Here is a 22,554-nt window from a genome sequence, read left to right as displayed (position 1 = left end):
TGTAACTCAGGCGGGCTGTCTCTCCGCCACATACCAAGCCCAACCTGTTTCGCAGGTTGGGCTTTTTCTTTTGGTGATGTGCTGAGGGACTATCCGGCCGCCTGTGTATCTGTTGTCATCGAGCCGGATGAATGCGGTTGGATGCTCGCCGTGCCCGCCAGGCCTGAATGCGCGCCTGGGTGCCGATGACGAAGACGAAGAAGACCGGCACGAAGAAGATGGCCAGCAGGGTGCCGCTGATCATGCCGCCAAACACGCCGGTGCCGATGGCGTGCTGGGTCTCCGCGCTGGCGCCACTGGCGAGCATCAAGGGCACCACCCCGAGGGTGAAGGCTAGCGACGTCATCAGAATGGGGCGCAGGCGCAGGCGGGCAGCAGTGACAGCAGCATCAAGCAGCGAGCGCCCTTCGCCGTGCAACTGGCGCGCAAACTCCACGATGAGGATGGCGTTCTTGGCCGACAGACCGATGATGGTGATCATGCCTACTTTAAAGAAGACGTCGTTGGGCATGCCGCGCAGCATCACGGCCGCGACGGCACCGAGCAGGCCCAGCGGCACCACCAGCATCACCGAGAGCGGGATCGACCAGCTCTCGTAGAGTGCCGCCAGCACCAGGAAGACCACCAGCGAGGACAACAGCATCAGCAGGGGTGCCTGCTCGGCCGACTGGCGCTCTTGCAACGACTGTCCCGTCCAGGCCAATGCGAAGCCTAGCGGCAATTGCGCCACCAGACGCTCCATCTCCGCCATCGCCGCTCCGCTGGAGATGCCGGGCGCTGCCCCCCCGGCAATACGCACGGCAGGGAAGCCATCGAAGCGCATCATCTGTTGCGGCGATTCGCGCCATTCCGGTGTCACCACCTCCCGCAGGGGCACCATGCCGACGCTGGCATTGCGCACCCGCAGGCCGAGCACGTCATCGAGCTGCATGCGCGCCGACGCGTCTGCCTGCAGAATGACCTGCTGCATGTGCCCGCCGTTTGGGAAGTCGTTGACGTAGAGCGATCCCATCGCGGCCGACAGGGTACTGCTTACGCTGGCGAACGAGAGTCCCATGGCTTCGGCCTTCTGTCGGTTGATCTCGAGGTGAATGCTCTCGCCGGGAGGCAGGTTGTCGGGATACACATCACTGACCACCTTGCTGTTGGCGGCCAGTTCCAGCAGTTGGGCCTGAGCGGCCAGCAGCGCGGCTTCCCCCCGGTTGGCTCTGTCTTGCAGGAACAGGGTGAAGCCGGAGGCGGTGCCCAGTTCGTCGATGGCGGGCGGCAGCAGGCTCATTACCGTGCCTTCAGGAATATTTGCCATGGCCGCTTGTGCCAGATCCGCCTCTTCGGCTGCCGTGGCGCCATGACGCTGATCCCAATCTTTGAGCATGGTGAAAGCCATGGCGGCATTGGGGCCAGCGCCGGAGAAGCTGAAGCCTTGCACCACCAGGTTTGTGTCCAGCGCCTCGCGAGAGGCGACGTGAGCCTCGAAGGCCTTGACCACCTCAAGAGTACGCTCGCTGGTAGCGCCGGTCGGCAGCTGGATGGAGGTCATGAAGTAGCCCTGATCCTCGTCCGGCAGGAAAGAGGAGGGCAGCTGGGCGGCGGCGATGGCCAGTACGACGCAGAGAGCGGCAAAGGTTGCCATCATCCGTCCGCTGCGCCCGACCAGCCGGGTTACCCGCGCACCGTAGCCTGCCGTGAACCGTTCGAAACCCCGGTTGAAGGCACCGAAGAAGCCGCGCTTCTCATGATGATCCGGACTGACCGGACGCAGCAAGGTGGCGCAGAGCGCAGGCGTCAGGGTCAGGGCGAGGAAGGCCGAAATCAGGATCGACACCGCCATCGACAGGGTGAACTGCTGGTAGATGACCCCCACCGAGCCGCTGCCAAACGCCATGGGGAGAAACACTGCCGTGAGCACCAGGGTGATGCCGATCACCGCCCCGGTGATCTCCTTCATGGCTTGCGACGTCGCCTCCCGGGGCGACAGCCCCCGGGTGGCCATCAGGCGCTCGACATTCTCCACTACTACGATGGCGTCGTCGACTATGATGCCGATGGCCAGCACCATGCCGAACATGGTGAGGGAGTTGATCGAAAAACCGGCCAGCAGCATCACCGCGAAGGTGCCAAGCAGAGCGATGGGGGCGACGATGGCCGGGATCAGGGTGTAGCGCAGGTTCTGCAGGAAGAGAAACATCACCAGAAACACCAGCACCATGGCTTCCAGCAAGGTGTGGATCACCTTTTCGATGGAGACCTTGACGAAGGGGGCCGAGTCAAACGGGATCGAATAGGCCATGCCCGCCGGCAGCGTGGGGGCGAGCTGGGCGAGACGGGTGCGCACCGCATCTGCGGTACGCACGGCGTTGGCGCCGGGGGAGAGCTGGATGGCGGCGCTGGTGGCGGCCACGCCGTTCTCCCGGTTGGAAAAGGCGTAAGATTGCGCCCCCAGCTCGACCCGGGCGACATCACCCAGCACCAGCTTGGCTCCATCACCACCGGCTCGCAGCACGATGGCGGCGAATGCCTCGGGGGTCGTCAGCTGCCCTTGAACCGTGAGGGGTACCGTCAGGCGTTGCCCCGGCAGGGCGGGTTCATCACCGAGGCGTCCCGGTGCAATCTGGATGTTCTGCTGCTCGATGGCCTGCGCCACCTCGCTGATGGTCAGCCCGTAGGCGGCGAGTTTGGCCGGATCTACCCAGATGCGCATGGCCTGCTCGGCGCCAAACAGCTGCACTCGTCCTACCCCGTCGATGCGGCGCAGCTCCTGCACAATATTGCGTGCCATGTAGTCGTTGAGGGCAACCTCATCGAAGCGGCCATCCGGTGAGGTCATGCCGACCATCATCAGAAAGCCGGATGAGGCGGACTCCACCTGCAGGCCGGTTTGCCGCACCGCTTGTGGCAAGCGAGGTTCGACCGCCTTGATGCGGTTTTGCACGTCCATCTGGGCCAGCTCCGGAGCGGTGCCCGGCTTGAAGGTGGCAGTGATCTGCGCGCTGCCCGAGGCGTCCACCGACGACTCGAAGTAGAGCAGGTTCTTCACTCCCGACAGCTCGCGTTCGATCAGGCTCACCACCGCATCGTTCAGGGTCTGCGGCGTGGCGCCCGGATAGGTGGCATAGAGGGTCACCGACACCGGCGCCACCGAGGGGTAGCGGGAGATGGGCAGCTTGGGGATGGCGATGACCCCCGCCAGCACGATAAAGAGGGCGATCACCCAGGCAAACACCGGGCGATGAATGAAAAACTGCGGCATGGATAACTCTCCGATTCAGCGAATGCCACCGTCAGCCGGTTGGCTGACAGCGGGTGCTTGCCAGGGGGAGGCAATGACCTGAACCCCCGGGGTCAGACGGTCGATCCCTTCGATCACCACCTGTTGCCCGGCACTGAGCCCGGACGCGATGCGGTACTGGTTATTCACCAGTTCAGCGGTATTGACCGGAACCAGCTGTGCCTGCCCCTGGCCATCCACCACCCACACGCTGGTCTGACCCGAGGTGCGAACTACCGCCTGCTGGGGCACGGTCAGGGCGTTGGCATAGCGGGCACGGGGGATGCGCGCCTGCACATAGAGGCCGGGCAACAGGCGCCGCTCAGGGTTATCCACCAGTACCCGCAGCAGCACGTCGCCGGTTCCGGCATCGACCTCAATGCCGGAGAAGAGGATGCGCCCCTGCATGCCCAGCGGTGTGCCATTGCTACCGAGGATCTCCACCGCCAGTTCCGGTGCCTTTGAGCCAGCCTGCTGGCGCAAGGATTCCAGCACCGAGGCCGGTTGACGCACATCGACGTAGACCTGATCGATCTGCTGGATCCTGGCCATGGGAGTGGTATCGGTGGGGGACACCAGGGCCCCTTCACTCACCAGCGCCTGATCGATGCGTCCGGCGATGGGGGCCTCCACGCTGGCAAATTGCAGGTTCAGCTGGTGCCGGGCCAGGGTCGCCCTGGCCTGGGCCACATCGGCGGCCGCCTGATCCCGCTGGGAGACCGCGTCGTCATAGGTTTGGCGGCTGATGGCGTCGGTACGCAGCAGCGGCCGCAGACGTTCAATCTGGATGCGGGCGCGGGCCAGCATGGCCTCGGCCCGTTGCAATGCGGCGGCAGCGCTGTCGACATCGGCCTTGAAGGGGGCCGGGTTTATCTGAAACAGCACGGTGCCTGCGTTGATCTCTGCACCCTGCTCGAACAGGCGGCGCTGCACGATGCCGCTGATCTGGGCGCGAATGTCGGCGCTGCGCAGTGCCGCCACCCGGGCGGGCAGATCCTCGCTGATGACAAGCTCCCGACCAGTCAGTGTCAGCACCGACACCTGAGGAAGGGCTGGTGCCCCCTGCTCTTGTGGCGCGGCATCGCAACCCGCCAACCCGAATGCGGCAATGACGGCGAGCAGGGCGCCCGCATACCGCTGTTTTACAAACATCATCCACTCACCTCATTAAACCGTCTCTCCGGTGTGATGTGACCGGAGAGTGCATCGAGCTGGCATTATGGCGAGGGGCTATTGCGAATGATTCGAGGCTTTGTGGAGAATCTATGGAGGCGGTGATACAGTTCAAGCCCACCATTTTCGAGGCCGACCATGTCGTATCTTCCAGCTTCCACCAGCCCGGCGGGCCAGTCACTGGTACTGATTGCAGAGGATGAAGCCGAGATTGCCGACATCCTCGCCGCTTACCTGCAACGCCACGGCTTGCGTACCCTGCATGCCGCCGATGGCCGTGAAGCTCTGACCATGCATCAGGCATTCAAACCCGATCTCCTGCTGCTGGATGTGCAGATGCCGCAACTGGATGGCTGGCAGGTGCTCAGCGAGATCCGGGCGCGCGGCGATACGCCGGTGATCATGCTGACCGCCCTCGATCAAGATCTCGACAAGCTGATGGGACTGCGCATGGGGGCGGATGACTATGTGGTCAAACCCTTCAATCCGGCCGAAGTGGTGGCTCGGGTACAGGCGGTGCTCAGACGCAGCCAGGCTGCGAAACAGACCACGGCCCGGGTGCTGCGGGTCGGCCAGTTCCAGATCGATCTGGAGAGCCACGAGGCCAGCATTTGCCGCGATGAGGGGCAGCAGGTGCTGGATCTGACCCTGACCGAGTTCAAGTTGCTCGCCTCCCTGATGCGGGCACCGAAACGGGTGTTCAGCCGCGCCGAACTGCTGACCCACTGCCTGCCGGAGGGGGATACCCAGGAGCGCACGGTGGACAGCCACATCAGCAAGCTGCGCAAGAAGCTGGAGGCGCACGGCATCCAGGGGGTGCCCGCCAGTGTCTGGGGCGTCGGCTATCGCTTCGGGGGCGATGCGTGACATCGGCCCCCGGCCTGCGCAGGCAGATCATCCGCTCTCTGGGGCTGATGGCGCTAGGCATCATCTCCCTCGCGGTGATCGGCACCTATGTGTTCTACGCCATTGCCGTGACCTATGTGCCTGGCAGCATCTCCGAGAGCTGGATGCCCTCCAGGGTCGAGATGATCTGGATTGGCTCGACCATTCTCATTGCATTGGGGATGGCGCTGTACGTGGCGGTGCGCCTCTCTCGGCGCATCCTGACCCCGCTCAATTCGGTGGCGAACAGCCTGCGAGAGGTGGCAGAGGGCAAACTCGATGCGCGCGTGCCGCTGGATGAACAGGCGATCGGGGAGACGGCGCAACTGGTGCGGGACTTCAACACCATGGCCGAGCGACTGCAGAGCATGACCCGCGAGCGGGAGTTCTGGAATGCCGCCATCGCCCACGAGTTGCGCACCCCGGTGACCATCTTGCGTGGCCGTTTGCAGGGGCTGGCCGAAGGGGTATTTCCGCCAGAGCGTGAGCTCTTTGAAGGGTTGCTGCGTCAGGTGGAGGGATTGACCCACCTGATCGAAGATTTGCGGGTGCTCAGTCTCAACGACAGCGGCCACTTGGAGCTGCAACGAGAGGAGATCAGGCTGGCCGACGAGCTTGCCGTGGTGCTTGAGGCGTTTGCCACCCCTCTGGCCGCGAGCGGTTTCACCCTCAAGCGGGAGCTCGATGCCGAGCTTTGTGTCTGTTGCGATGCACTTCGCATCCGTCAGGCCCTGATGGCGCTGCTGGAAAATGCCCAGAAGCACGCGGTGCCGGGCATGCTGACCGTGCGCCTGCATCGTTCGGGCCCCCAGTGCATCCTGAGCGTGGAAGACGAAGGGCCTGGCATCAGCGAGGAGGTCGCCGCCCATATCTTCGAGGCGTTTCGCCGGGGGGAGCCGTCACGCTCGCGCAAGAGTGGCGGCAGCGGGCTCGGGCTGGCGGTGGTCAAGGCCATTGCCGAGGCGCACGGCGGCACTGCGGTTTGCCAACCTACCGGACTGGGAGGGAGCAGGTTCGTGCTCTCCTGGCCCCTTTCGGCCATTTCCGGTTGCCCTGAAACATAGCCAGCGGGTAGCAGGTTATGGCGAAGCTATGCTTCTGACCGCTGCCTACACAGTGGCGTTCGACAAGCTAGTGCCATACAGACTTTCCACCGCTTGTGCAGGGGGAACAAGGGAGGTTGGTGCATGGCTCATTTGGTGCGAAATCATGGTTTCTTGCTGTCAAAAATTGAAACCGTTTTCAGAAATCCTTTTCAACTGTGATCCGCTTCAAAGCTTTTTGAAGCGCCAACCTCTAGCATTGGCTCCACGAATTAGGGGCTAGCGCTCCCGATTTTCCCGCTGTGGGAGATAACTGGTAAATCCGGCTATTTCCTTCGTTACTTTCGACGGTCATCACGGATGGCCGTTTTTTTTTGAGTTATTTCACTGTAAAGGGTCGAGTGGCTGGCGCTTTACCGTTAAAATTCCGCTTTTGCATCTGCCCGTGAGTTTTGATGTCTGCCTCCACCCTCTCTTCGGATAGTTATCTCCTGCTCAGTACCTTGCAACTGCAGCGTGTCGCCAGTACCCGTCTGTTACAAGAGACGCTGGAGGCGGGCCATGAGCTCGCCAGCCACCTGACCCGGCTCCATGACGCCGGCCTTGTCAGATTGCGTGGGGAGCAGCAGTGGAGCCTGACTGCCGAGGGGACGCTGGCGCTGATCCTGGGCGTGCGGGCCGGTGTGTGCGCCGCTCCAGACTGGAGCCGGGTCTCCTCGGTGACCGGTCAGGATCTGGTTCACGGAGTGGTGCGCGAACTGTGCCGGGGCAAGGCGGGCGAGATCCCGGCCTTCTTCTCTCCCGGCGAGCTTCTCACCCTGCTCGATACCCCCGATGCCCATCAGCTGCTGGCTGGCTCCAGCCCCGCCTGGCAGCAACTGCTGCTGGAGCACTTCTCGCTGCAACTGCTGCTCGATGCCCCCTATGAAGAGCGCTGGCCATTGGCGAGTGCACTGACCCGCTGTGCCCCTGAGGTACAGGTGCAAGGGCGGGCATTCGAGGCGGAGTGGCGCTGGCTCTGCGGTGATGGCGAGAGCTCCGACTCCAGCCTCTTGTGGCCTGCCCTGCAGGCGGTTGCCTCGCAAGGAGAGAGCGGCCCGCTGGGTGAGCGGCTGCTCACTGCCCTTGGCCAGTGGCAGGCCGAGGGTCATGAGGGGCAGTGGCCCCGAGCCTTCAGTGCCCTGCTCTGGCTTGGCTGGCTGCAACAGGCTGACCCCGTTATCGCCAGCGAGCAGCGCAAGAAGTGGCAGCGCAGCCTCGGCGGGCAGTTTCCGCTGCTGGCCGACTTGCTTAGCCAGTGGGCCGGGGAGCGGCACGGTCAGGCGGTCGGGCTGTTCGATACCCTGCAACTGCCGGTAGAGGAGCTGCACTGGGGCTATCTCTGGCTCGATCTCTGCGCGCTGGCCCGTCACGGCGCCCAGAGCGCGCAGGTGGCCATGCTGCACAAGTGGGATCTCTCCCACCTGCTCGATGCCGAACCTCATCACCGGTTGATGGCGTTTTGTCAGGATCTGCTGCGTCTGTTGCTGGGCGAGGCGGCCACAGAGGCACCGCTTGGCCAGCTGCGCAGCAGCGATGCCGATGATGACGCGGAAGAGGAAGAGTCCGGCGAGGAGAAGGGGGCTGCCTCCGCCAGCTGGCTCAACTGGCTGCAGGGGTTGGGCCGCGCCAGTGGCGTCCGCAAGCCGCAGGAGCGGCTGGTGTGGCTGCTTCATGCCGATGGCCCCGAGCTGGAGTGCAAGATCCAGAAGCTCAGTACCAAGGGGGAGTGGACGGCAGGCCGCCGGGTCGATCCCACCCTGCTCTCCACCCAGTATGCGGCGCTGCTTGATGAGCACGACTGGGCGGTGGTACGCACCCTGCCGCGGGTGATGGGGCGCTTGCCCCGGGATGTCTGGGCGCCGCTCGCCGACCATCCGCGCCTGTTCAACGCCAAGGGACAGAAGCTGCAGCTCGCCATCACGGCGCCGCTGCTGCAAATTGTGGCGACCGAAGAGGGGATGAGCGCTCTGCTGATCCCCGCTGCAGCCGCGCGTGGCGCTCACATCATGCCGCTGGCGCAGGATCTGTGGCAGCTCATCCTCACCCCGCAGCCGCTGCTTGACCGCTTGCCGGCGCTCGAATCCATCCCGCTGCTGCCCACCGAGGGGATGAGCGAGTTGCAGCGCACCCTGGACGGGATCGCCGATCTGCCCTGGCACAGCCAGGTTGAGGGGTTGCACGGCAATGCCGAACTGGCCCCCTGGCCGGGCATTCCTTCGGTGCAACTCGATTGGCAGGATGGTCAGCTGGCAGTCAAGCTGGTGACCCGTTTTGACGAGCTGCCTCCCCAGCCTCTGGGCAAGGGGGAGACCATCATCCGTCAGGGGATCAAGGGCAACCACTACTGGCAGCGCGACCTCGCCGCCGAGAAGGGGCAGGCCCAGCTGCTGCGCAACCAGCTTCCCATCGATCTGCCCGGCAGCGAGTGGCGCCTCGAAGGCGAGCAGGCACTGGCGCTGGTCAATGCCCTGCCCGAGCTGGTGGATGCAGGCGTGGTCATTCACTGGCATCAGGACAGTGCGCGCCTCAAGAGTCTCGATGAGGCGGCCCTGAGCCTGCGCATCGAACGGCGTCAGGACTGGTTTCAGGTAGAGGGTGCGCTTGCCCTTGATGAACACCAGATCCTCGACTTGCGCCTGATCCTGCGCCAGCTGACCCCGGGCCAGCGCACCGTCCAGCTCGACGAAAAGACCAGCCTGATGCTGAGTGACAAGCTGGTGGAGCGGCTCTCCATGCTGGGGGCCATGCTCGACGACGAGCAGCGGATCAACCACAAGCTGGCCTATCCGCTTACCCGTCTGCTCTCGGTTATCACCACCGAGGGGGATGCGGCGTGGCAATCCCTGCAGCAGGAGTGGCAGCAGGAGGTCTCCTGCCCGCCCGAGCTGCTCACCGCGCTGCGGGATTACCAGAAGGAGGGGGTGCGCTGGATGGCGACCCTGGCCCATCACGGCTTTGGCGCCTGTCTGGCCGATGATATGGGGCTTGGCAAGACGCTGCAGGCCCTGATCGTGCTGCGGATGCGCCAGCATCTGGGGCCGGCGCTGGTGGTGGTGCCCAAGTCGGTGGTCACCAACTGGCAGGAGGAGGTCGCCCGTTTCGCCCCCGAGCTGGAGGTGGTGATCTTTGACAATCCCGCCGAGCGCGAGCGCATTATTCGCGATGCCAAAGCGGGGCAGGTGATCCTCATCAACTACGGCATGCTCGGCAGTCTGGCGGAGGCGCTCAAGGCGCGGCGCTGGTCCTCCATGGTGCTCGATGAGGCGCAGCAGATCAAAAACGCCGGTACCCAGCGTGCCAAGCTGCTGTTCCAGCTCGACGGCGATTTCCGCCTTGCCCTCTCCGGCACCCCCATCGAGAACCATCTGGGCGAGTTGTGGAGCCTCTTCACCTTTATCAACCCGGGGCTGCTCGGCAGTCTCGGCGAGTTCAAGCGCCGCTTTGGCAAGGCGGTCAAGGATCCCCAGCACATGGCCTTGCTGCGGGCGGTGATCAGCCCCTTTATCCTGCGCCGTCTCAAGCAGGAGGTGTTGACCGAGCTGCCGGACAAGACCGAGATCATTCACCACATCAGCCTCTCCCCCGAGGAGCGTCAGCTCTACGAGGCGACCCGGCGCGAGGTGGTACAGCAGGTGCAAAGTGCCGATGGCCGTGCCCTGATGCACGTGTTGAGCGGGTTAACCCGACTGCGCCGGCTCTGCTGTTCGCCGGAGCTGGTGATGCCAGAGTGGTCGCAGACCAGCAGCAAGCTGGATGAGGCGATGGCGCTGCTGGAGGAGGCGATCGATGGCGGTCATCGGGTGCTGGTGTTCAGCCAGTTTGTCGATCTGCTGAGCCTGCTGCGTGCCCGCATCGAGCAGAAGTCCTGGGACTACTGCTATCTGGATGGCGGCTGTTCGGCCAAGGCGCGGCAGGACTCCATTCTGCGTTTTCGCCACGAGGCGGTACCGCTGTTTCTCATCAGCCTCAAGGCGGGGGGCACCGGTCTCAACCTCACCCAGGCCGATACCGTGCTGCACCTCGATCCCTGGTGGAATCCGGCGGTGGAAGATCAGGCGAGCGATCGGGCCCACCGGATGGGCCAGACCCAGCCGGTGACCGTCTATCGGCTGGTGTGCGAGCAGACGGTGGAGGAGAAGATTGTCGCCCTGCACGACGAGAAGCGGGCGCTGGCCGATGGTCTGCTGAGCGGCCAGTCGGAAGTGCGCGGGCTGGATGTGGAGAGCCTGCGGGCCCTGCTGATGAGCTGATCCGCTGTATCACCAGCGACATGGGCATGCCATATGAAAGAGGGGAGCACATCTTGCCGATGTGCTCCCCTCTGTCGTTTCTGCGTGCCGGTATTAGCAGGCTCGTCGCGTTAGCCCTGATAGAGGTAGAGATGCAGCCGCTCGATGATGGGCTCGCCGCCAATCTTGCGATCCCGCCGCGCCTGCCGGCTCTTGGGGGGATAGTTGCCCAGATGGGTGACCGCGGGCGGGCTGTCCGAGCAGAGCAGCAGCGGCAGGCTCGCCTTGATCTGCTGCTTGCGCGGGGTGCGATCCTGCCAGAGCAGGTTGATCATCGGGTGGGTCTTGACCGGGCGGCGGATCCGCAGCTCGGCATCGGCGGGTAGCCGGCGAATGTCGTACACCTCCTGATCCACCATCTTGCTCCACTCCTCGTTGTTGGAGAGAGCCGGTATGTAGCGGCGACTGCGCTCCAGCATATCCAGCACCTGTTCGCGGGTGAGGCGATTGATGGTCTGCTTGTCGGCCCAGGTAAAACCGAGGGAGTGGAGCTCTCCATGTAGCCACGTCAGCTTGCGGTAGACCTGCAGGGTGATCACCCCGGGCAGGGCGGTATGTACCAGCTCGAACTTCTCGTCCCGTCCGCCCGCCTGCTGCACCAGCGCCTTGAAATCGAGCTTGCGCTGATTGATCTCCTCAACCAGCGGCTGGATCAGCGGAGCGGCGGCGGCGGGAAAGCGCAGCCAGCCCGGCAGACGACGGGTGGCCTTGGTGGAGCAGCCGGGGCGGGCGCTGTGGTCCCGATAGGCCGACAGGGTGGTGGCCAGTGCCTCGTCGCCGCTCAGGTAACCCACCTCAATCTGGCTGATGGGGTCGTGCTCTTCGCCTTGCGCGACCGGGGGGAGGGGATAGACATGGGCCTCCTGCAGTTCGAGCTGGCCGAGCAGGGTGGCCAGCTGATCCAGAGAGGCTTCAATGGCCTCCATCTGTTGACGCAGGGCGGCGGTAGGGGTAAAGGTATCCATCGATGATCCTGTGGTCTGACCCGCTGTTGACGACATCAGGTATGACATCTGCTGCGGGTAGCAAAACTACTGTATAAATAAACATACCAGTATGCGGCTGGAGTGCCAAGAGGCACTTTGGGGAGGGGCAATGTGCGCCTCTGAATGGGGATGTGGTGCTGGTTTTATTTATGTTTCAGGGTGTTAAATAAAGATCGCCGCAAGATCATTAAATTAACAACTTCGTGTAACTCCGCTGTTGCCAGCTGTTCACACCTTGCTCGTCCCTGCATATGTAAAGCAGTAAAATGCATATATAGATGGGTGCCATGCAGCACAATATGCTGTGCGACTCTGCTGGCCAACCGTAAAAATAATTAGTTGTTTAAAATCAAAGCGTTAAAATTAAATCCTGCTGTTTTTAGACATTAGATTTACTAATGTAACGTATCAAAATTCGTCAATTGAGTCGGTCTGACTCCCTGACTAAGCTTTGCGCATCAAATTGAAGCCCAGTGCGTAAACAAATATTCAGAGGAGCCACATCATGGCCAACATGACTTATACCGAAACCGGTTACCAGCATTCCAGCCAATTGAATCTGGTTGCTCGCGTTAAAATGACCGTTCTGACTTGGCTGGAGCGCAGCCGCAGCCGTCGCCAGCTCTCCGAGCTGCCCGAGTACCTGCTCAAAGACATCGGCCTGAACGAAGCAGATCGTTATCAAGAGACCACCAAGCCGTTCTGGCGTGGTTGATCAGCCGGGCATGGATGCCTCGTTTATCTGCTGATACTTGTATGCTGACGGCCGGGTGACATCAGGTCACCCCGTCAACCCTGCTGTTGTTTGCCCCGTTATTGCTCTCTCTTCCCCTCTTTTATATCCCTCTGTTGCTCCGCCCATTGCTGCCGTTTTACCTTGCCGCGATTTGTATCGTTAATGTTTGAATTTGTTTAAAAATCGGTTTTAAGCCGCAACGCCTTGCGTATAATCCGGCCATAGTATTCCAGCGCAAGAGGGTGAGACGGATGATTCCCCAGCACGATTTTTTGGCCATGACCCGCAGCCATGAGTGGCAGCTCGATCCCTTTGATTTTGCGCTGCCGGATGGCACGCGAGTCAGCGTCTGGGATACCGGTGTCATCTGTCTGGAGCCTGCCAGTGGGGCGGGCGGCCAGCCAGGAGGGCGCAAGGATATCGTCCTCTCCTGCGGCATCCACGGCAACGAGACCGCTCCCATCGAGATCTGCAACCAGCTGCTGAGCCGTCTGCTCTCGGGAGAGCTGAGTGCCCGCCATCGGGTGCTGTTCCTGTTTGGCAATCCGGCGGCGATGAACCTCGGGCTGCGGGAGGTGGAGGAGAACATGAACCGCCTCTTCTCCGGCGCCCACAGCAAGGGGGAGGGGCTCTGCAACCGGGAGCGGATCCGCGCCATGCGTCTCGAGCAGTACGTGAGCCGCTTCTTTGCCGATCCGGCCCGCCCCCGCTACCACTACGACCTGCACACCGCCATTCGCGGCTCGCGCCACGAGAAGTTTGCCGTCTACCCCTTCCCCCACGAGCGGCCCCACTGCCGCGAGCAGGTGCAGTTCCTCGGCGCCTGCGGGGTGCGCACCATTCTGCTTTCTGCCAGCCCGACCACCACCTTCAGCTACTACAGCTCGCGCCAGCACGGCGCCCACGCCTTCACGGTGGAGCTGGGCAAGGTGCGTCCCTTTGGCGAGAACGACATGACCCGCTTTATCGAAACCCGCCAGGCGCTGCAGGAGCTGGTGACCCAGGACGAGGTGGCGCTGGAGCCGTGGCGGGCGGATGATTTCACCCTGTTTGCCATCGATCGGGTGATCACCAAAAAATCGGAGCAATTTCGTTTCCTGTTCGCCAGCGATGTCGACAACTTCACCGAATTCCCGCAAGGGTTCGTGCTGGCCGAGGATGGCGAGCTGCGCTACACCGTCGAGCAGCCCCGCGAGGCGGTGGTCTTCCCCAATGCCAACGTGGCGATTGGCCAGCGTACCGTGTTGCTGGTAGTGCCGACCCGGCTCTGGGAATAAGCCGTCCAATAGCCCCTTGGAGGCGGGAGTGAGTCGTATGCAGACAATCGGGCGAATGGGGTTTTCCGCCCTCTTTCGGCCGATTTGGTCATGCCACGGGATGAGCGGTGCGGTATAAGCAAAAGTTGGGGCATTTTGGGAAATACCATAAATCCAGCTTATAGTGACCAGCAAGCTCTCCGCGAAGGCCACAGAGAGTGCCTGCAAGGCCGCTCAAGGGGTTGGCCGATCTGATGGATATGGTGTAGCAGCGATTCAGCGCTGTCCGGCCCTATCGGGATGAAGAGCGCGAACTGTGTCATGGCGAGTGAAGGGGATAAAAAAACGGAGCCAGTCATCGACTGGCTCCGTTTTTTAATGGCGTTGGCGGGGGATCAGCTGTTGTTCTTCACAAACAGGGTGATCTCCTGGCCCGGCTTCAGGTAATCCCCTTTGTCGAGCTGATTCCAGCGCATCACATCGTTGATGGCGACCTGGAAGCGTGCGGCGATGGAGGAGATGGAGTCACCACGGCGAACCTGATAGACCATCGACTTGCCGCTCTGCTTGCCACCCTTGGGGTAGACCACCAGCTGCATGCCCGGCTTCAGGGCCGACTTGGCGTTCAGGCCGTTCCACTTGGCGAGCTCCTCGTGGGAGACGCCGTGCGCCTGGCTGATGCTCCACAGGTTGTCACCTGCCCGCACCTTGTAGCTCACCTTGCTTTTCTGGCTGCTGCCACGGCTGGCCAGCTGCTGCGGGGCTGCACTTGCCTTGCTGCTGACGGCATGGCCGCTGGTCGGAATGACCAGACGCTGACCGCGACGCAGGCTGTTGCCACGCAGATTGTTGGCCAGTTTCAGCTCGCTCACGCTGACGCCGTGATTCTGGGCGATGCGTGACAGGGTGTCGCCACTGGTGACCTGATAGGAGCGGGTACGGATACGCTCGCTCTTGGGCAGATCGGCCAGTGCCAGCTCCAGGGTATCGGCATATTCAACCGGTACCAGCAGGCGGTAGGGGCCGCGCGGTGACATCACGCCACGGCTCAGGGCAGGATTGACCTCCTTGAGCTGCGAGGTGCGCACACCGGCGAGCTGGGCCGCCACGTTCAGATCGATCTGGCTGCCGGTTTCCACCACCCGCAGCTTCGGCTCGTTGGCGAGCACCGGCAGCTGGACGTTGTACTTGTCGGCATTGCTGATCATGTCAGCCATGGCCAGGATCTTGGGCACATACATCTGGGTTTCGCGCGGCAGGTCGAGCGACCAATAGTCGGTCGGCTTGCCGGCACGCTGGTTACGCTGGATGGCGTTGCGAACCCGTCCTTCACCGGCATTGTAGGCGGCCAGCGTTTGCAGCCAGTCACCATCAAAGAAGCGGTTCAGGTATTCCAGATAGTCGAGCGCCGCATTGGTGGAGGCCAGCACATCGCGCCGTCCGTCATACCAGTTGTCGTGGCGCAGACCGAAGTTCTTGCCGGTGGCGGGCACAAACTGCCACAAACCGACGGCATTGCTGCGGGATCGGGCATGAGGATCAAACATGCTCTCGATCATCGGGACAGTAATAAGCTCCATTGGCAGCTCACGCCGTTCAATCTCCTCTACCATCAGATAGAGGTAGGGTTCAGCCCGGCTGGCAATGGTCGCCAGATGCTTATCATTGCGCAACAGCCACTCACGTTGTTGGCGGATGCGCGCATTGTCCGGAGTTTCCAGTTGCATATCATCGCTGATACGCACCCACAGATTGTCCGTATCTTCCATTTCGTCCAGCTGTTCATCGCCAAACAGAAATCGTGAAGAGTGTTTTTTATGCGCTTTTTTGTTGACCTGGGGGGACTTGATCGGCTCGATTGCCGTTAGCGCCCGGTCATCCTGATGGCTCAGGTTTTGGCAGCCGCTGAGCAACAGCGCTGCCAATAAGGCCGTTCGTACCTTCATCTCGTTCCGGTCATTTTTAAGAAAAACAGCTCGCATCATAAGGGGCAATCCCCCCCTGATCAAGGTTTGTTCAAAAAACATCCTTCCATTGGCGCAGGATCGTGAAGGTATCTACCGGATTTTCCACGCATTTTAGCCCCTGCTTTTCAGCAGAAAATTTCACTGAATCGAGCTCGCAGCGCAGAAAAACATTAAACCTGCGCTCATCCCCCAGTCGGCTGGGCAGGCTTGGCAGCCCCTGTTGCCGCAGTTTGCTGATCAGCCCGATCTGATCACGGATCGCCGGGTTGTCCGGCTCGACCGCATAGGCGAAGCGCAGGTTTGACAGAGTGTATTCGTGGGCACAATAGATGAGGGTGTCATCGGGCAGGGCGGCGAGCCGTTGCAGCGAGTGATACATCTGCTCCGGCGTCCCTTCAAAGAGGCGACCACAACCGGCCGAGAAGAGGGTGTCACCGCAAAAGAGCATGCCGTTGCCGTGGTAGGCGATATGGCCGCGGGTATGGCCGGGCACATGAATCACCTCGAGGGCAAGACCGTGCCAGTTGATCTGATCGCCATCTTCCAGCCACTGGCCATGGTGGGCCGGCATGGGGTCAAGTTTGGGGCCATAGAGCCGGGCATGGGGGAACTGTTCGAGCAGTTCGCCAACCCCGCCCACATGGTCGTGATGATGGTGGGTCAGGAGGATGGCATCGAGCACCAGCCCCAGCGCCGAGAGCCGCTCCAGCACGGGGGCCGCTTCGCCCGGGTCGACAACCAGACAGTGATTTTCGTGTCTAATCAACCAGATGTAGTTGTCATTAAAGGCAGGAACTGTGATCACTGGATACATGAGTCTGCTTCTCTTTAGGGAGGGTATCTTATATAACAGGATGGCGTTCGAAACCGCGAGTTGAGCCCTATTATGCAGGTGGCACGTACCGAACAACAAATCGAGATCCCGACCAGCTGGTCCGCGTTGCCTATGGGGGACTGGGTTGCCGCCGAGATCCAGGAGCGGCTCGACAGCTGGTGTCCCAACCTGTTTGGCTATCATTTGCTCAAGATTGGCGCCCTGAGCGCCGAACTCTCCTGCAAGCGCTCATCCATTCGCCATCAGGTAGGCGTCGCTTCCGAAGGACGGCTGCTCGACATGTATGGCGATCCGCTGGCATTGCCGGTGCGTACCGGCAGTGTCGATGCCTGTCTGCTGGCTCATTGCCTCGATTTCTCGGCCGATCCCCATCAGGTGTTGCGCGAAGCCGAAAGGGTGCTGACCGACGATGGCTGGCTGATTATCAGTGGCTACAACCCCATGAGTCTGGTGGGCATTGGCCATTGCATCCCTTTTTTGCGGCGCAAGGTGCCCTGGTCGGCGCGGATGTTTACCCCCGGGCGAGTCACTGACTGGCTCCATCTGCTGGGGTGCGAGGTGATGTTTGACGAGCGCTTCGGTTACTCGTTTATGGGCAAACAGAGCTGGCACAGCTGGTGGCAGGAGAGTGTGGGACGGGACTACTGCCGGGCGTTTGCTTCTGTCTATGTGATTGCCGCCCGTAAACGGCGCTTTCCGCTGATCCCGGTGCGCCGCCGCTGGCAGCTGCCAAAGTCCCTCGCCACACCGGGCATGGCCCGTCAGGGCTGGTAGCCGGTATCCTCGGCCAGCTCCTTGCCGCAGGCCGCCTCGCGGGCCAGTTCGTCACAGCGTTCGTTCTCCGGATGGCCCGAGTGCCCTTTAACCCAGAGCCACTCGATCTGGTGACGGCTCACTTCCGCATCCAGCTCTTTCCAGAGATCGACGTTTTTGACCGGTTGACGGTTGGCGGTCATCCACCCCTTCTTCTTCCAGCCGATGATCCACTGGGTGATCCCCTGACGGACATACTGGCTGTCGGTGGTGAGGCGCACCTGGCAGGGTTCGTTTAGGGTGCGCAGGCCCATGATGGCGGCCATCAGCTCCATCCGGTTGTTGGTGGTGAGGCGAAAGCCGGCCGCAATCTCCTTGCGGTGCTTGCCATAGACCATGACGGCGCCGTAACCGCCCGGGCCCGGGTTGCCGAGGCAGGAACCATCCGTATACAAATCAATCTGTTTTAACATGAGGCTTGGGGTAAACTAGCGAGTAAAGCCGAAGTTTGACATAGATTGGATCATGAACACACCCCAACTGAATCGCCAGATCATCCTGGATACCGAAACCACAGGTATGAATACCGGTGGCGGCCCTGTTTACCTTGGCCACCGCATCATCGAAATCGGCTGTGTGGAGGTGATCAACCGCAAGCTCACCGGTAACCACTACCACGTCTATATCAAGCCGGATCGGCTGGTGGACCCGGAAGCCATTCAGGTTCACGGGATTACCGACGAGTTCCTGCGCGACAAACCCTCTTTTAGCCAGATAGCCGACGAGTTCCTCGACTTTATCCGCGGCGCCGAGCTGATCGCCCACAACGCGCCGTTTGACGTGAGTTTTATGGACTACGAGTTCAGCAAGCTCGGACTCAACTTCAAGACGGCCGATATCTGTACCATCACAGATACCCTGGCGATGGCGCGGGATCTCTTCCCGGGCAAGCGCAACAACCTGGATGTGCTCTGCGATCGTTACGGTATCGACAACTCGCACCGAACCCTGCACGGGGCTTTGCTCGATGCGGAGATCCTAGCGGATGTCTACCTGCTGATGACCGGTGGCCAGACCAAACTCAATCTGGCCACCGAAAGCAGTGAAAACGAGAGCAGTCAGGACACCAGCATCCGCCGTCTGGAGAGTAACCGACCGGCGCTCAAGGTGATCAGAGCGGGCGAAGAGGTGCAGGCGTTGCATGAAGCGAGACTGGATCTGGTGCAGAAGAAGGGAGGGAGCTGTCTGTGGCGGCAATGAGCAAGTGGCTGGCCTCTTTTTTACTGCTGGGGTCGCTCGGCGCTTCGGCGACTGAGGTATTTGCCCCTTCCGATATTCCGTTGCTGGATAACCGCTTTCGCATCGATTACGGGGTGAAGGAGATCACCTTCATCATCAAGCGCAAGCCGGGTACTCCCTCGGTGATCCTGGTGCGCCCCGATGGCAGCAAGCTCTACGTGGGCAAGGTCAAACCGGATGATGTGGGCTGGCTGGCGCTGCCGGAACATGATCTCATTACCCTGCGCAATCCCATGCCGGGCCCGTGGCAGGCGATTGGCGAGGTGGATCCCGACAACCGGGTGCGGATCCTCTCCGATATCCGGATGGACATCGCCGCCTTGCCGATGCAGCTCTATCAGGGAGAGGTGGTCAAGCTCAAGGCGTGGCTCTCGATCGATGGTCAGCCCCCCAAGGACAAGTACTACCTCTCCGATCTGGGAATGAAGGTCAAACTGCAATCCTTCAGCGACCCAGGCAAGCAGAATACGGTGCTCGATCAGGAGATTGGCCACTACCTTGACGACGGCAAGGGGCTTGATGAGGTGCCGGGTGATGGCGTCATGACGGCGGAGGCGATCCTGCAGGATATTCCGGCGGGCAAATACCGCGCCATGTTCAGTACCGGCAATCAGGTGTTTGTCCGGGCCCGCTATCAGGAAGTGCTGCTTTATCCTTATCCCTTTACCTACAATCTGGCACCTCCCTCGGAGGAACTGGGTGCCAAGTTGTCTCTGCTGGTCGACCGTGACGAGCTGGATCCAGCCTCTGTGGCGCTCAAGGGCACAGTCACCAGCAAAACCGGTGGCTACTACTCGTTCAGCGAGGTGGCGACGGCGCCCAAACTGGATGTCGATTTTTCCGTCATCAAGGAGCCAGGACAATATCAGGTGGAGGCTGCGCTCTACGGCACCACCCGCCTTGGCCGTGAAGTGAAGATCGCTATGCCGGTGAAAACCTTCAATGTCTTTCCGCCAGCACCGCCACCTCCGCCGCCGGTCTCTGCTGCCGAGCCAACCTCCAGCGCCAAAGCGACCGAGAAAGCGGAGGAGAAGGGGGGAATGGGCTGGTTGATCTGGGCGCTGGCCGGTGGTGGCGGGCTATTGGTTATTCTGGGCGGGGTCGGGTTTATCATCCTGCAAAAACGCAAGGCGTTGAAACGCGCCCTGGCAGCAGCTCAAGCGGAAAGTCAGCAAGCAGAACAACCCGCCGCCAAGCTGGATCTCAACTTGCCGGAGCAATAATGGCAAGTTCAAACAATAAAAAACCGCCCAAGGGCGGTTTTTTATTGTTCATTTTCGAATGTCAGTTGGTAAATCAGGGCTAGTGTTCGCCGATATAGACATCCTTGTTCTGCTCACGGATCTCGAGGAACTTGTCGAGATTGGCCATCATCAGCTCGACCAGCTGGGGATCGAAGTGTTGCCCCTTCTCCTCTTCGATGAGAGCCAGCACCTTTTCCAGCGGCCATGCCTTCTTGTAGCAGCGATCAGACCCCAGCGCATCGAACACATCGGCCAGCGCCACGATACGCCCCTCCAGCGGGATATCCGCCCCTTTCAAGCCACGTGGATAGCCGCTGCCATTCCACTTTTCATGGTGATTGCCCGCTATGGTGGCGCCGATCTGGAACAGTGCCAAGTCGCTGCCAGAGAGCATGTCCTGTCCCAGTTGGGCATGGGTTTTCATTATTTCCCACTCTTCCGGAGTGAGCTTGCCCGGCTTGTGCAAGATGGCATCGGGGATGCCGACTTTGCCGATGTCGTGCAGCGGTGAGGCGCGTTTTATCAGCTCGCTCTGCTCTTCGCTCATCCCGAGCAGATGGCAGAACTGCTCGGTATAGAGCGCGACCCGTTTGACATGCAGTCCCGACTCTTTGGAGCGGGTTTCGACCAGCTCACCGATGCGGTAGATGATTTCGCGCTGGTTATCGGCGATCACTTCGTTGAGACGGATGTTCTCCAGCGCCACTATGATGTTTTCGGTAAAGAGAGTGAGCAGGCTGGTATCGATCTGGCTGAGCTGGCGCGTTGTCTCGATATGGAACAGCAGGTGGTGACGCGGGTTCTGGCAGTAGAGCACCATCTGGTTGGTGCTGTAGACGTTGCTGCTCTGTGCCATGGCCTGACGCAGGATCTCGGGAGCATCTGTCAGTCGCATCGCGGCATGGCCCGGCAGCAGGGGTTCAAGCAGCTGATCTTTTACCTCGTAGGTGTATTGTTTTACGTCGTAGATCTGGGTTTCACCCAGATGGAGCAGGGCACTCAATTGTTCCTGTGCACCTTCGACAAACTGGCGCAGGGCCCGCTTCTCGAAAATTCCCTTGGAGGCTTCGATAACTTTCTCGAGCCCCTGCCGGTTGCTTTCCAGAGTGCGGATATCTCTATATGAACGCAGACTCGCACGCAGCAGGGTTCGCAGCTTCTGGGAGGTAAGCTCGGTTTTGTCCTTGTAGTCGTTGATGTCGTAGTTTGTGACAACGTCATCTTCCGGTGCCTGACCGGGCTGGCCGGTTCTGAGCACGATGCGCACCATCTTGTTTTGCAGATCTTCGCGGACGTATTTGACGACGTCGAGACCGGCATGGTCGACCTCCATCACCACATCCAGCAGCAGCAGGGCGACATCCGGCGTAGTCGCCAGCAGCTCCTTGGCTTGTGCTGCGGAATAGGCGTGCAGAAAGTCGATGGGGCGATTGTCAAACTCGAACTTGTTCAGGGTGATCTTGGTGATGCGATGAACCTCGGGTTCATCGTCAACGATCATCACTTTCCAGCCCGCTTGCTGCACATCGGTGAGAGCAAGATCGTCGTCATCAATAATCAGGATTTCGTCATCCATCATACAATCCTGTTTGGCATCCTGTGCTTACATTAACTGCTCAACTAAGGATAGGAAACTTATTGAGAAATAAAATTTGATCTCGCAAAACTATGGTCGAAATAAGCAAATGGAACCCTTTGGCCAATCCTGGTGAGGTGCGGGCTTTCTGTTGTGAATCAAGGTGTCCCAATGCACCACCTTGTATCCCTCGCCCGGTTGAGCCGCACGAGGAAAAAAAGCCAATCCGGCTCGGGTCAAGGATAAAGACGAGAATAGATCTTATTTGATAATTATTCCTATTTAAGGGTAGCATGCAGGTTGATTCGAAGAGGAGTTTATTCGTGACCCAGAGCCTGCCTCCCAATCGCCCCCGTCCGGTGACGGTCAAGCGAGTGCAACAACTTACCCCTCATCTGCGGCGCATCACGTTTAGCGGGCGTGAACTGGCCGATTATCCCTTTACCTGCGGTGGTGCCCATATCAAGGTGATGCTGGCCCAGCCTCACCAGAGCGAACCCGTTATGCCAGCCATGACGGCGGGCGGCCCGCGCTGGAGCAATCCGGCGGACAAGCCGGTCATCCGCACCTACACCATCCGCGCATTTCGCCGCGATGAGCTGGAGCTCGATATCGACTTTGTTCTTCATGGCGATAGCGGGCCAGCCAGTGCTTTTGCTACCCACGCCAAGCCGGGGGATAAGGTGATCCTCTCCGGGCCGGGTGGCCCCAACCCCATGCTGCAACCGGCAGAGCACTACTGTCTGGTGGGCGATCTCACCGCCTTGCCCGCCATCATGGCGATGTGCGAAGTGATGCCTGCCGATGCCTGCGGGGAGATTGCCATCCTGTTGCCGGATCAGGCGGATGCCCAGCCGCTGACACTGCCGGTCGGCGTACACTGCCACTGGTTTGTGGGAGAGCCCGCAACCAGCGGCATTCTGGAGTATGTGCAGGCCTTGCCTCTCTCTCGGGATGGCGGTTTCTTCTGGCTCGGTGGGGAGGAGGCGCTGGTGCTGCCGCTGCGTCGCCATTTTCGTTCCGTGCTCGAGGTGGATCGCCAGTCGCTCTATGCGGTTCCTTACTGGCGCAGAGGCAAGAGTGAAGAGGCCTATCATCAGACCCGCCATGATGTGATGGATAGCTGAGCAGAAGAGAGCCTGTCACACATCAAAACTTGCAAATAAAAATGATTTGCATTTAGTATTGCGCCGTCCTGGTAT

General features: G+C 60.9%; 16 protein-coding genes. 9 read left to right on the top strand and 7 right to left on the bottom strand.

Annotated elements, in window-relative coordinates:
• Positions 1 to 115 precede the first annotated feature (115 nt).
• Together AACR93_RS06755 and AACR93_RS06750 are read right to left on the bottom strand one after the other, a co-directional pair.
• Positions 116 to 3,250, bottom strand: a complete 3,135-nt coding sequence (locus tag AACR93_RS06755) for a multidrug efflux RND transporter permease subunit (protein ID WP_043849553.1) — start codon at positions 3,248 to 3,250, stop codon at positions 116 to 118.
• A 15-nt stretch (positions 3,251 to 3,265) separates the two neighbouring features.
• Positions 3,266 to 4,423 (bottom strand): efflux RND transporter periplasmic adaptor subunit, encoded by a 1,158-nt coding sequence (locus AACR93_RS06750; RefSeq protein ID WP_043849552.1) that lies wholly within the window; start codon positions 4,421 to 4,423, stop codon positions 3,266 to 3,268.
• Positions 4,424 to 4,579: 156 nt separating this feature from the next.
• On the opposite strand from AACR93_RS06750, the gene AACR93_RS06745 reads away from it, so the two are divergent.
• The 3 genes from AACR93_RS06745 (at position 4,580) to AACR93_RS06735 (ending at position 10,661) form a co-directional block, all read left to right on the top strand.
• On the top strand, positions 4,580 to 5,308 hold the full coding sequence (locus tag AACR93_RS06745; RefSeq protein ID WP_043849551.1) for a response regulator: 729 nt from the start codon (positions 4,580 to 4,582) through the stop codon (positions 5,306 to 5,308).
• Positions 5,305 to 6,390, top strand: coding sequence for an ATP-binding protein (locus tag AACR93_RS06740; protein WP_082044034.1), 1,086 nt, complete (start codon positions 5,305 to 5,307; stop codon positions 6,388 to 6,390). Before AACR93_RS06745 ends, AACR93_RS06740 begins: the two co-directional genes overlap by 4 nt.
• A 434-nt stretch (positions 6,391 to 6,824) precedes the next feature.
• On the top strand, positions 6,825 to 10,661 hold the full coding sequence (locus AACR93_RS06735; protein ID WP_043849550.1) for a DEAD/DEAH box helicase: 3,837 nt from the start codon (positions 6,825 to 6,827) through the stop codon (positions 10,659 to 10,661).
• 110 nt (positions 10,662 to 10,771) lie between these two features.
• On the opposite strand, the gene AACR93_RS06730 is transcribed toward AACR93_RS06735, so the two are convergent.
• Positions 10,772 to 11,665, bottom strand: coding sequence for a DNA replication terminus site-binding protein (locus AACR93_RS06730; RefSeq protein WP_043849549.1), 894 nt, complete (start codon positions 11,663 to 11,665; stop codon positions 10,772 to 10,774).
• A 526-nt stretch (positions 11,666 to 12,191) separates the two neighbouring features.
• On the opposite strand from AACR93_RS06730, the gene AACR93_RS06725 reads away from it, so the two are divergent.
• Positions 12,192 to 12,401 (top strand): DUF1127 domain-containing protein, encoded by a 210-nt coding sequence (locus AACR93_RS06725; RefSeq protein WP_005337823.1) that lies wholly within the window; start codon positions 12,192 to 12,194, stop codon positions 12,399 to 12,401.
• A 272-nt stretch (positions 12,402 to 12,673) separates the two neighbouring features.
• Positions 12,674 to 13,699 (top strand): succinylglutamate desuccinylase, encoded by a 1,026-nt coding sequence (gene astE, locus AACR93_RS06720; RefSeq protein WP_043849548.1) that lies wholly within the window; start codon positions 12,674 to 12,676, stop codon positions 13,697 to 13,699.
• A 374-nt stretch (positions 13,700 to 14,073) separates the two neighbouring features.
• On the opposite strand, the gene AACR93_RS06715 is transcribed toward astE, so the two are convergent.
• Together AACR93_RS06715 and gloB are read right to left on the bottom strand one after the other, a co-directional pair.
• Positions 14,074 to 15,624 (bottom strand): LysM peptidoglycan-binding domain-containing protein, encoded by a 1,551-nt coding sequence (locus tag AACR93_RS06715; protein ID WP_043849547.1) that lies wholly within the window; start codon positions 15,622 to 15,624, stop codon positions 14,074 to 14,076.
• 70 nt (positions 15,625 to 15,694) lie between these two features.
• Entirely contained in the window at positions 15,695 to 16,459 is a 765-nt protein-coding gene (gene gloB, locus AACR93_RS06710) for a hydroxyacylglutathione hydrolase (RefSeq protein ID WP_043849546.1), read from the bottom strand.
• Between the two features lie 72 nt (positions 16,460 to 16,531).
• Here gloB and AACR93_RS06705 point away from each other — a divergent pair, with 72 nt between their 5' ends.
• On the top strand, positions 16,532 to 17,254 hold the full coding sequence (locus AACR93_RS06705) for a methyltransferase domain-containing protein (protein ID WP_041208657.1): 723 nt from the start codon (positions 16,532 to 16,534) through the stop codon (positions 17,252 to 17,254).
• Here AACR93_RS06705 and rnhA read toward each other — a convergent pair.
• The gene (gene rnhA, locus AACR93_RS06700) at positions 17,242 to 17,706 is read right to left on the bottom strand and encodes a ribonuclease HI (RefSeq protein WP_043849545.1); all 465 of its coding nucleotides are present in this window, start codon (positions 17,704 to 17,706) and stop codon (positions 17,242 to 17,244) included. The two genes, AACR93_RS06705 and rnhA, sit on opposite strands and share 13 nt — an antisense overlap.
• Positions 17,707 to 17,758: 52 nt before the next feature.
• Here rnhA and dnaQ point away from each other — a divergent pair, with 52 nt between their 5' ends.
• Together dnaQ and AACR93_RS06690 are read left to right on the top strand one after the other, a co-directional pair.
• Positions 17,759 to 18,493, top strand: coding sequence for a DNA polymerase III subunit epsilon (gene dnaQ / locus AACR93_RS06695; RefSeq protein ID WP_043849544.1), 735 nt, complete (start codon positions 17,759 to 17,761; stop codon positions 18,491 to 18,493).
• Complete coding sequence (locus tag AACR93_RS06690; protein ID WP_043849543.1) at positions 18,490 to 19,755, top strand: TIGR03503 family protein; 1,266 nt, start codon at positions 18,490 to 18,492, stop codon at positions 19,753 to 19,755. Before dnaQ ends, AACR93_RS06690 begins: the two co-directional genes overlap by 4 nt.
• Before the next feature lie 79 nt (positions 19,756 to 19,834).
• Here AACR93_RS06690 and AACR93_RS06685 read toward each other — a convergent pair whose 3' ends face one another.
• On the bottom strand, positions 19,835 to 21,352 hold the full coding sequence (locus AACR93_RS06685) for an HD domain-containing phosphohydrolase (protein WP_043849542.1): 1,518 nt from the start codon (positions 21,350 to 21,352) through the stop codon (positions 19,835 to 19,837).
• Positions 21,353 to 21,675: 323 nt separating this feature from the next.
• On the opposite strand from AACR93_RS06685, the gene AACR93_RS06680 reads away from it, so the two are divergent.
• Positions 21,676 to 22,479 (top strand): siderophore-interacting protein, encoded by an 804-nt coding sequence (locus AACR93_RS06680; RefSeq protein WP_043849541.1) that lies wholly within the window; start codon positions 21,676 to 21,678, stop codon positions 22,477 to 22,479.
• Positions 22,480 to 22,554 lie beyond the last annotated feature (75 nt).

It is taken from the genome of Aeromonas sp. L_1B5_3, from assembly GCF_963866575.1.
GTDB classification, from domain to species: Bacteria; Pseudomonadota; Gammaproteobacteria; order Enterobacterales; family Aeromonadaceae; genus Aeromonas; species Aeromonas jandaei.
The sequence above is the reverse complement of the archived record's forward strand: the minus strand, read 5'-3'. Positions and strand labels throughout refer to the sequence as shown.

Excerpts from the sequence above, each read along its gene's own strand:
- AACR93_RS06755 (WP_043849553.1), bottom strand. The coding sequence starts at position 3,250 with ATGCCGCAGTTTTTCATTCATCGCCCGGTGTTTGCCTGGGTGATCGCC.
- AACR93_RS06750 (WP_043849552.1), bottom strand. The coding sequence starts at position 4,423 with ATGATGTTTGTAAAACAGCGGTATGCGGGCGCCCTGCTCGCCGTCATT.
- AACR93_RS06745 (WP_043849551.1), top strand. The coding sequence starts at position 4,580 with ATGTCGTATCTTCCAGCTTCCACCAGCCCGGCGGGCCAGTCACTGGTA.
- AACR93_RS06735 (WP_043849550.1), top strand. The coding sequence starts at position 6,825 with ATGTCTGCCTCCACCCTCTCTTCGGATAGTTATCTCCTGCTCAGTACC.
- AACR93_RS06730 (WP_043849549.1), bottom strand. The coding sequence starts at position 11,665 with ATGGATACCTTTACCCCTACCGCCGCCCTGCGTCAACAGATGGAGGCC.
- AACR93_RS06725 (WP_005337823.1), top strand. The coding sequence starts at position 12,192 with ATGGCCAACATGACTTATACCGAAACCGGTTACCAGCATTCCAGCCAA.
- astE (WP_043849548.1), top strand. The coding sequence starts at position 12,674 with ATGATTCCCCAGCACGATTTTTTGGCCATGACCCGCAGCCATGAGTGG.
- AACR93_RS06715 (WP_043849547.1), bottom strand. The coding sequence starts at position 15,624 with ATGAAGGTACGAACGGCCTTATTGGCAGCGCTGTTGCTCAGCGGCTGC.
- gloB (WP_043849546.1), bottom strand. The coding sequence starts at position 16,459 with ATGTATCCAGTGATCACAGTTCCTGCCTTTAATGACAACTACATCTGG.
- AACR93_RS06705 (WP_041208657.1), top strand. The coding sequence starts at position 16,532 with ATGCAGGTGGCACGTACCGAACAACAAATCGAGATCCCGACCAGCTGG.
- rnhA (WP_043849545.1), bottom strand. The coding sequence starts at position 17,706 with ATGTTAAAACAGATTGATTTGTATACGGATGGTTCCTGCCTCGGCAAC.
- dnaQ (WP_043849544.1), top strand. The coding sequence starts at position 17,759 with ATGAACACACCCCAACTGAATCGCCAGATCATCCTGGATACCGAAACC.
- AACR93_RS06690 (WP_043849543.1), top strand. The coding sequence starts at position 18,490 with ATGAGCAAGTGGCTGGCCTCTTTTTTACTGCTGGGGTCGCTCGGCGCT.
- AACR93_RS06685 (WP_043849542.1), bottom strand. The coding sequence starts at position 21,352 with ATGGATGACGAAATCCTGATTATTGATGACGACGATCTTGCTCTCACC.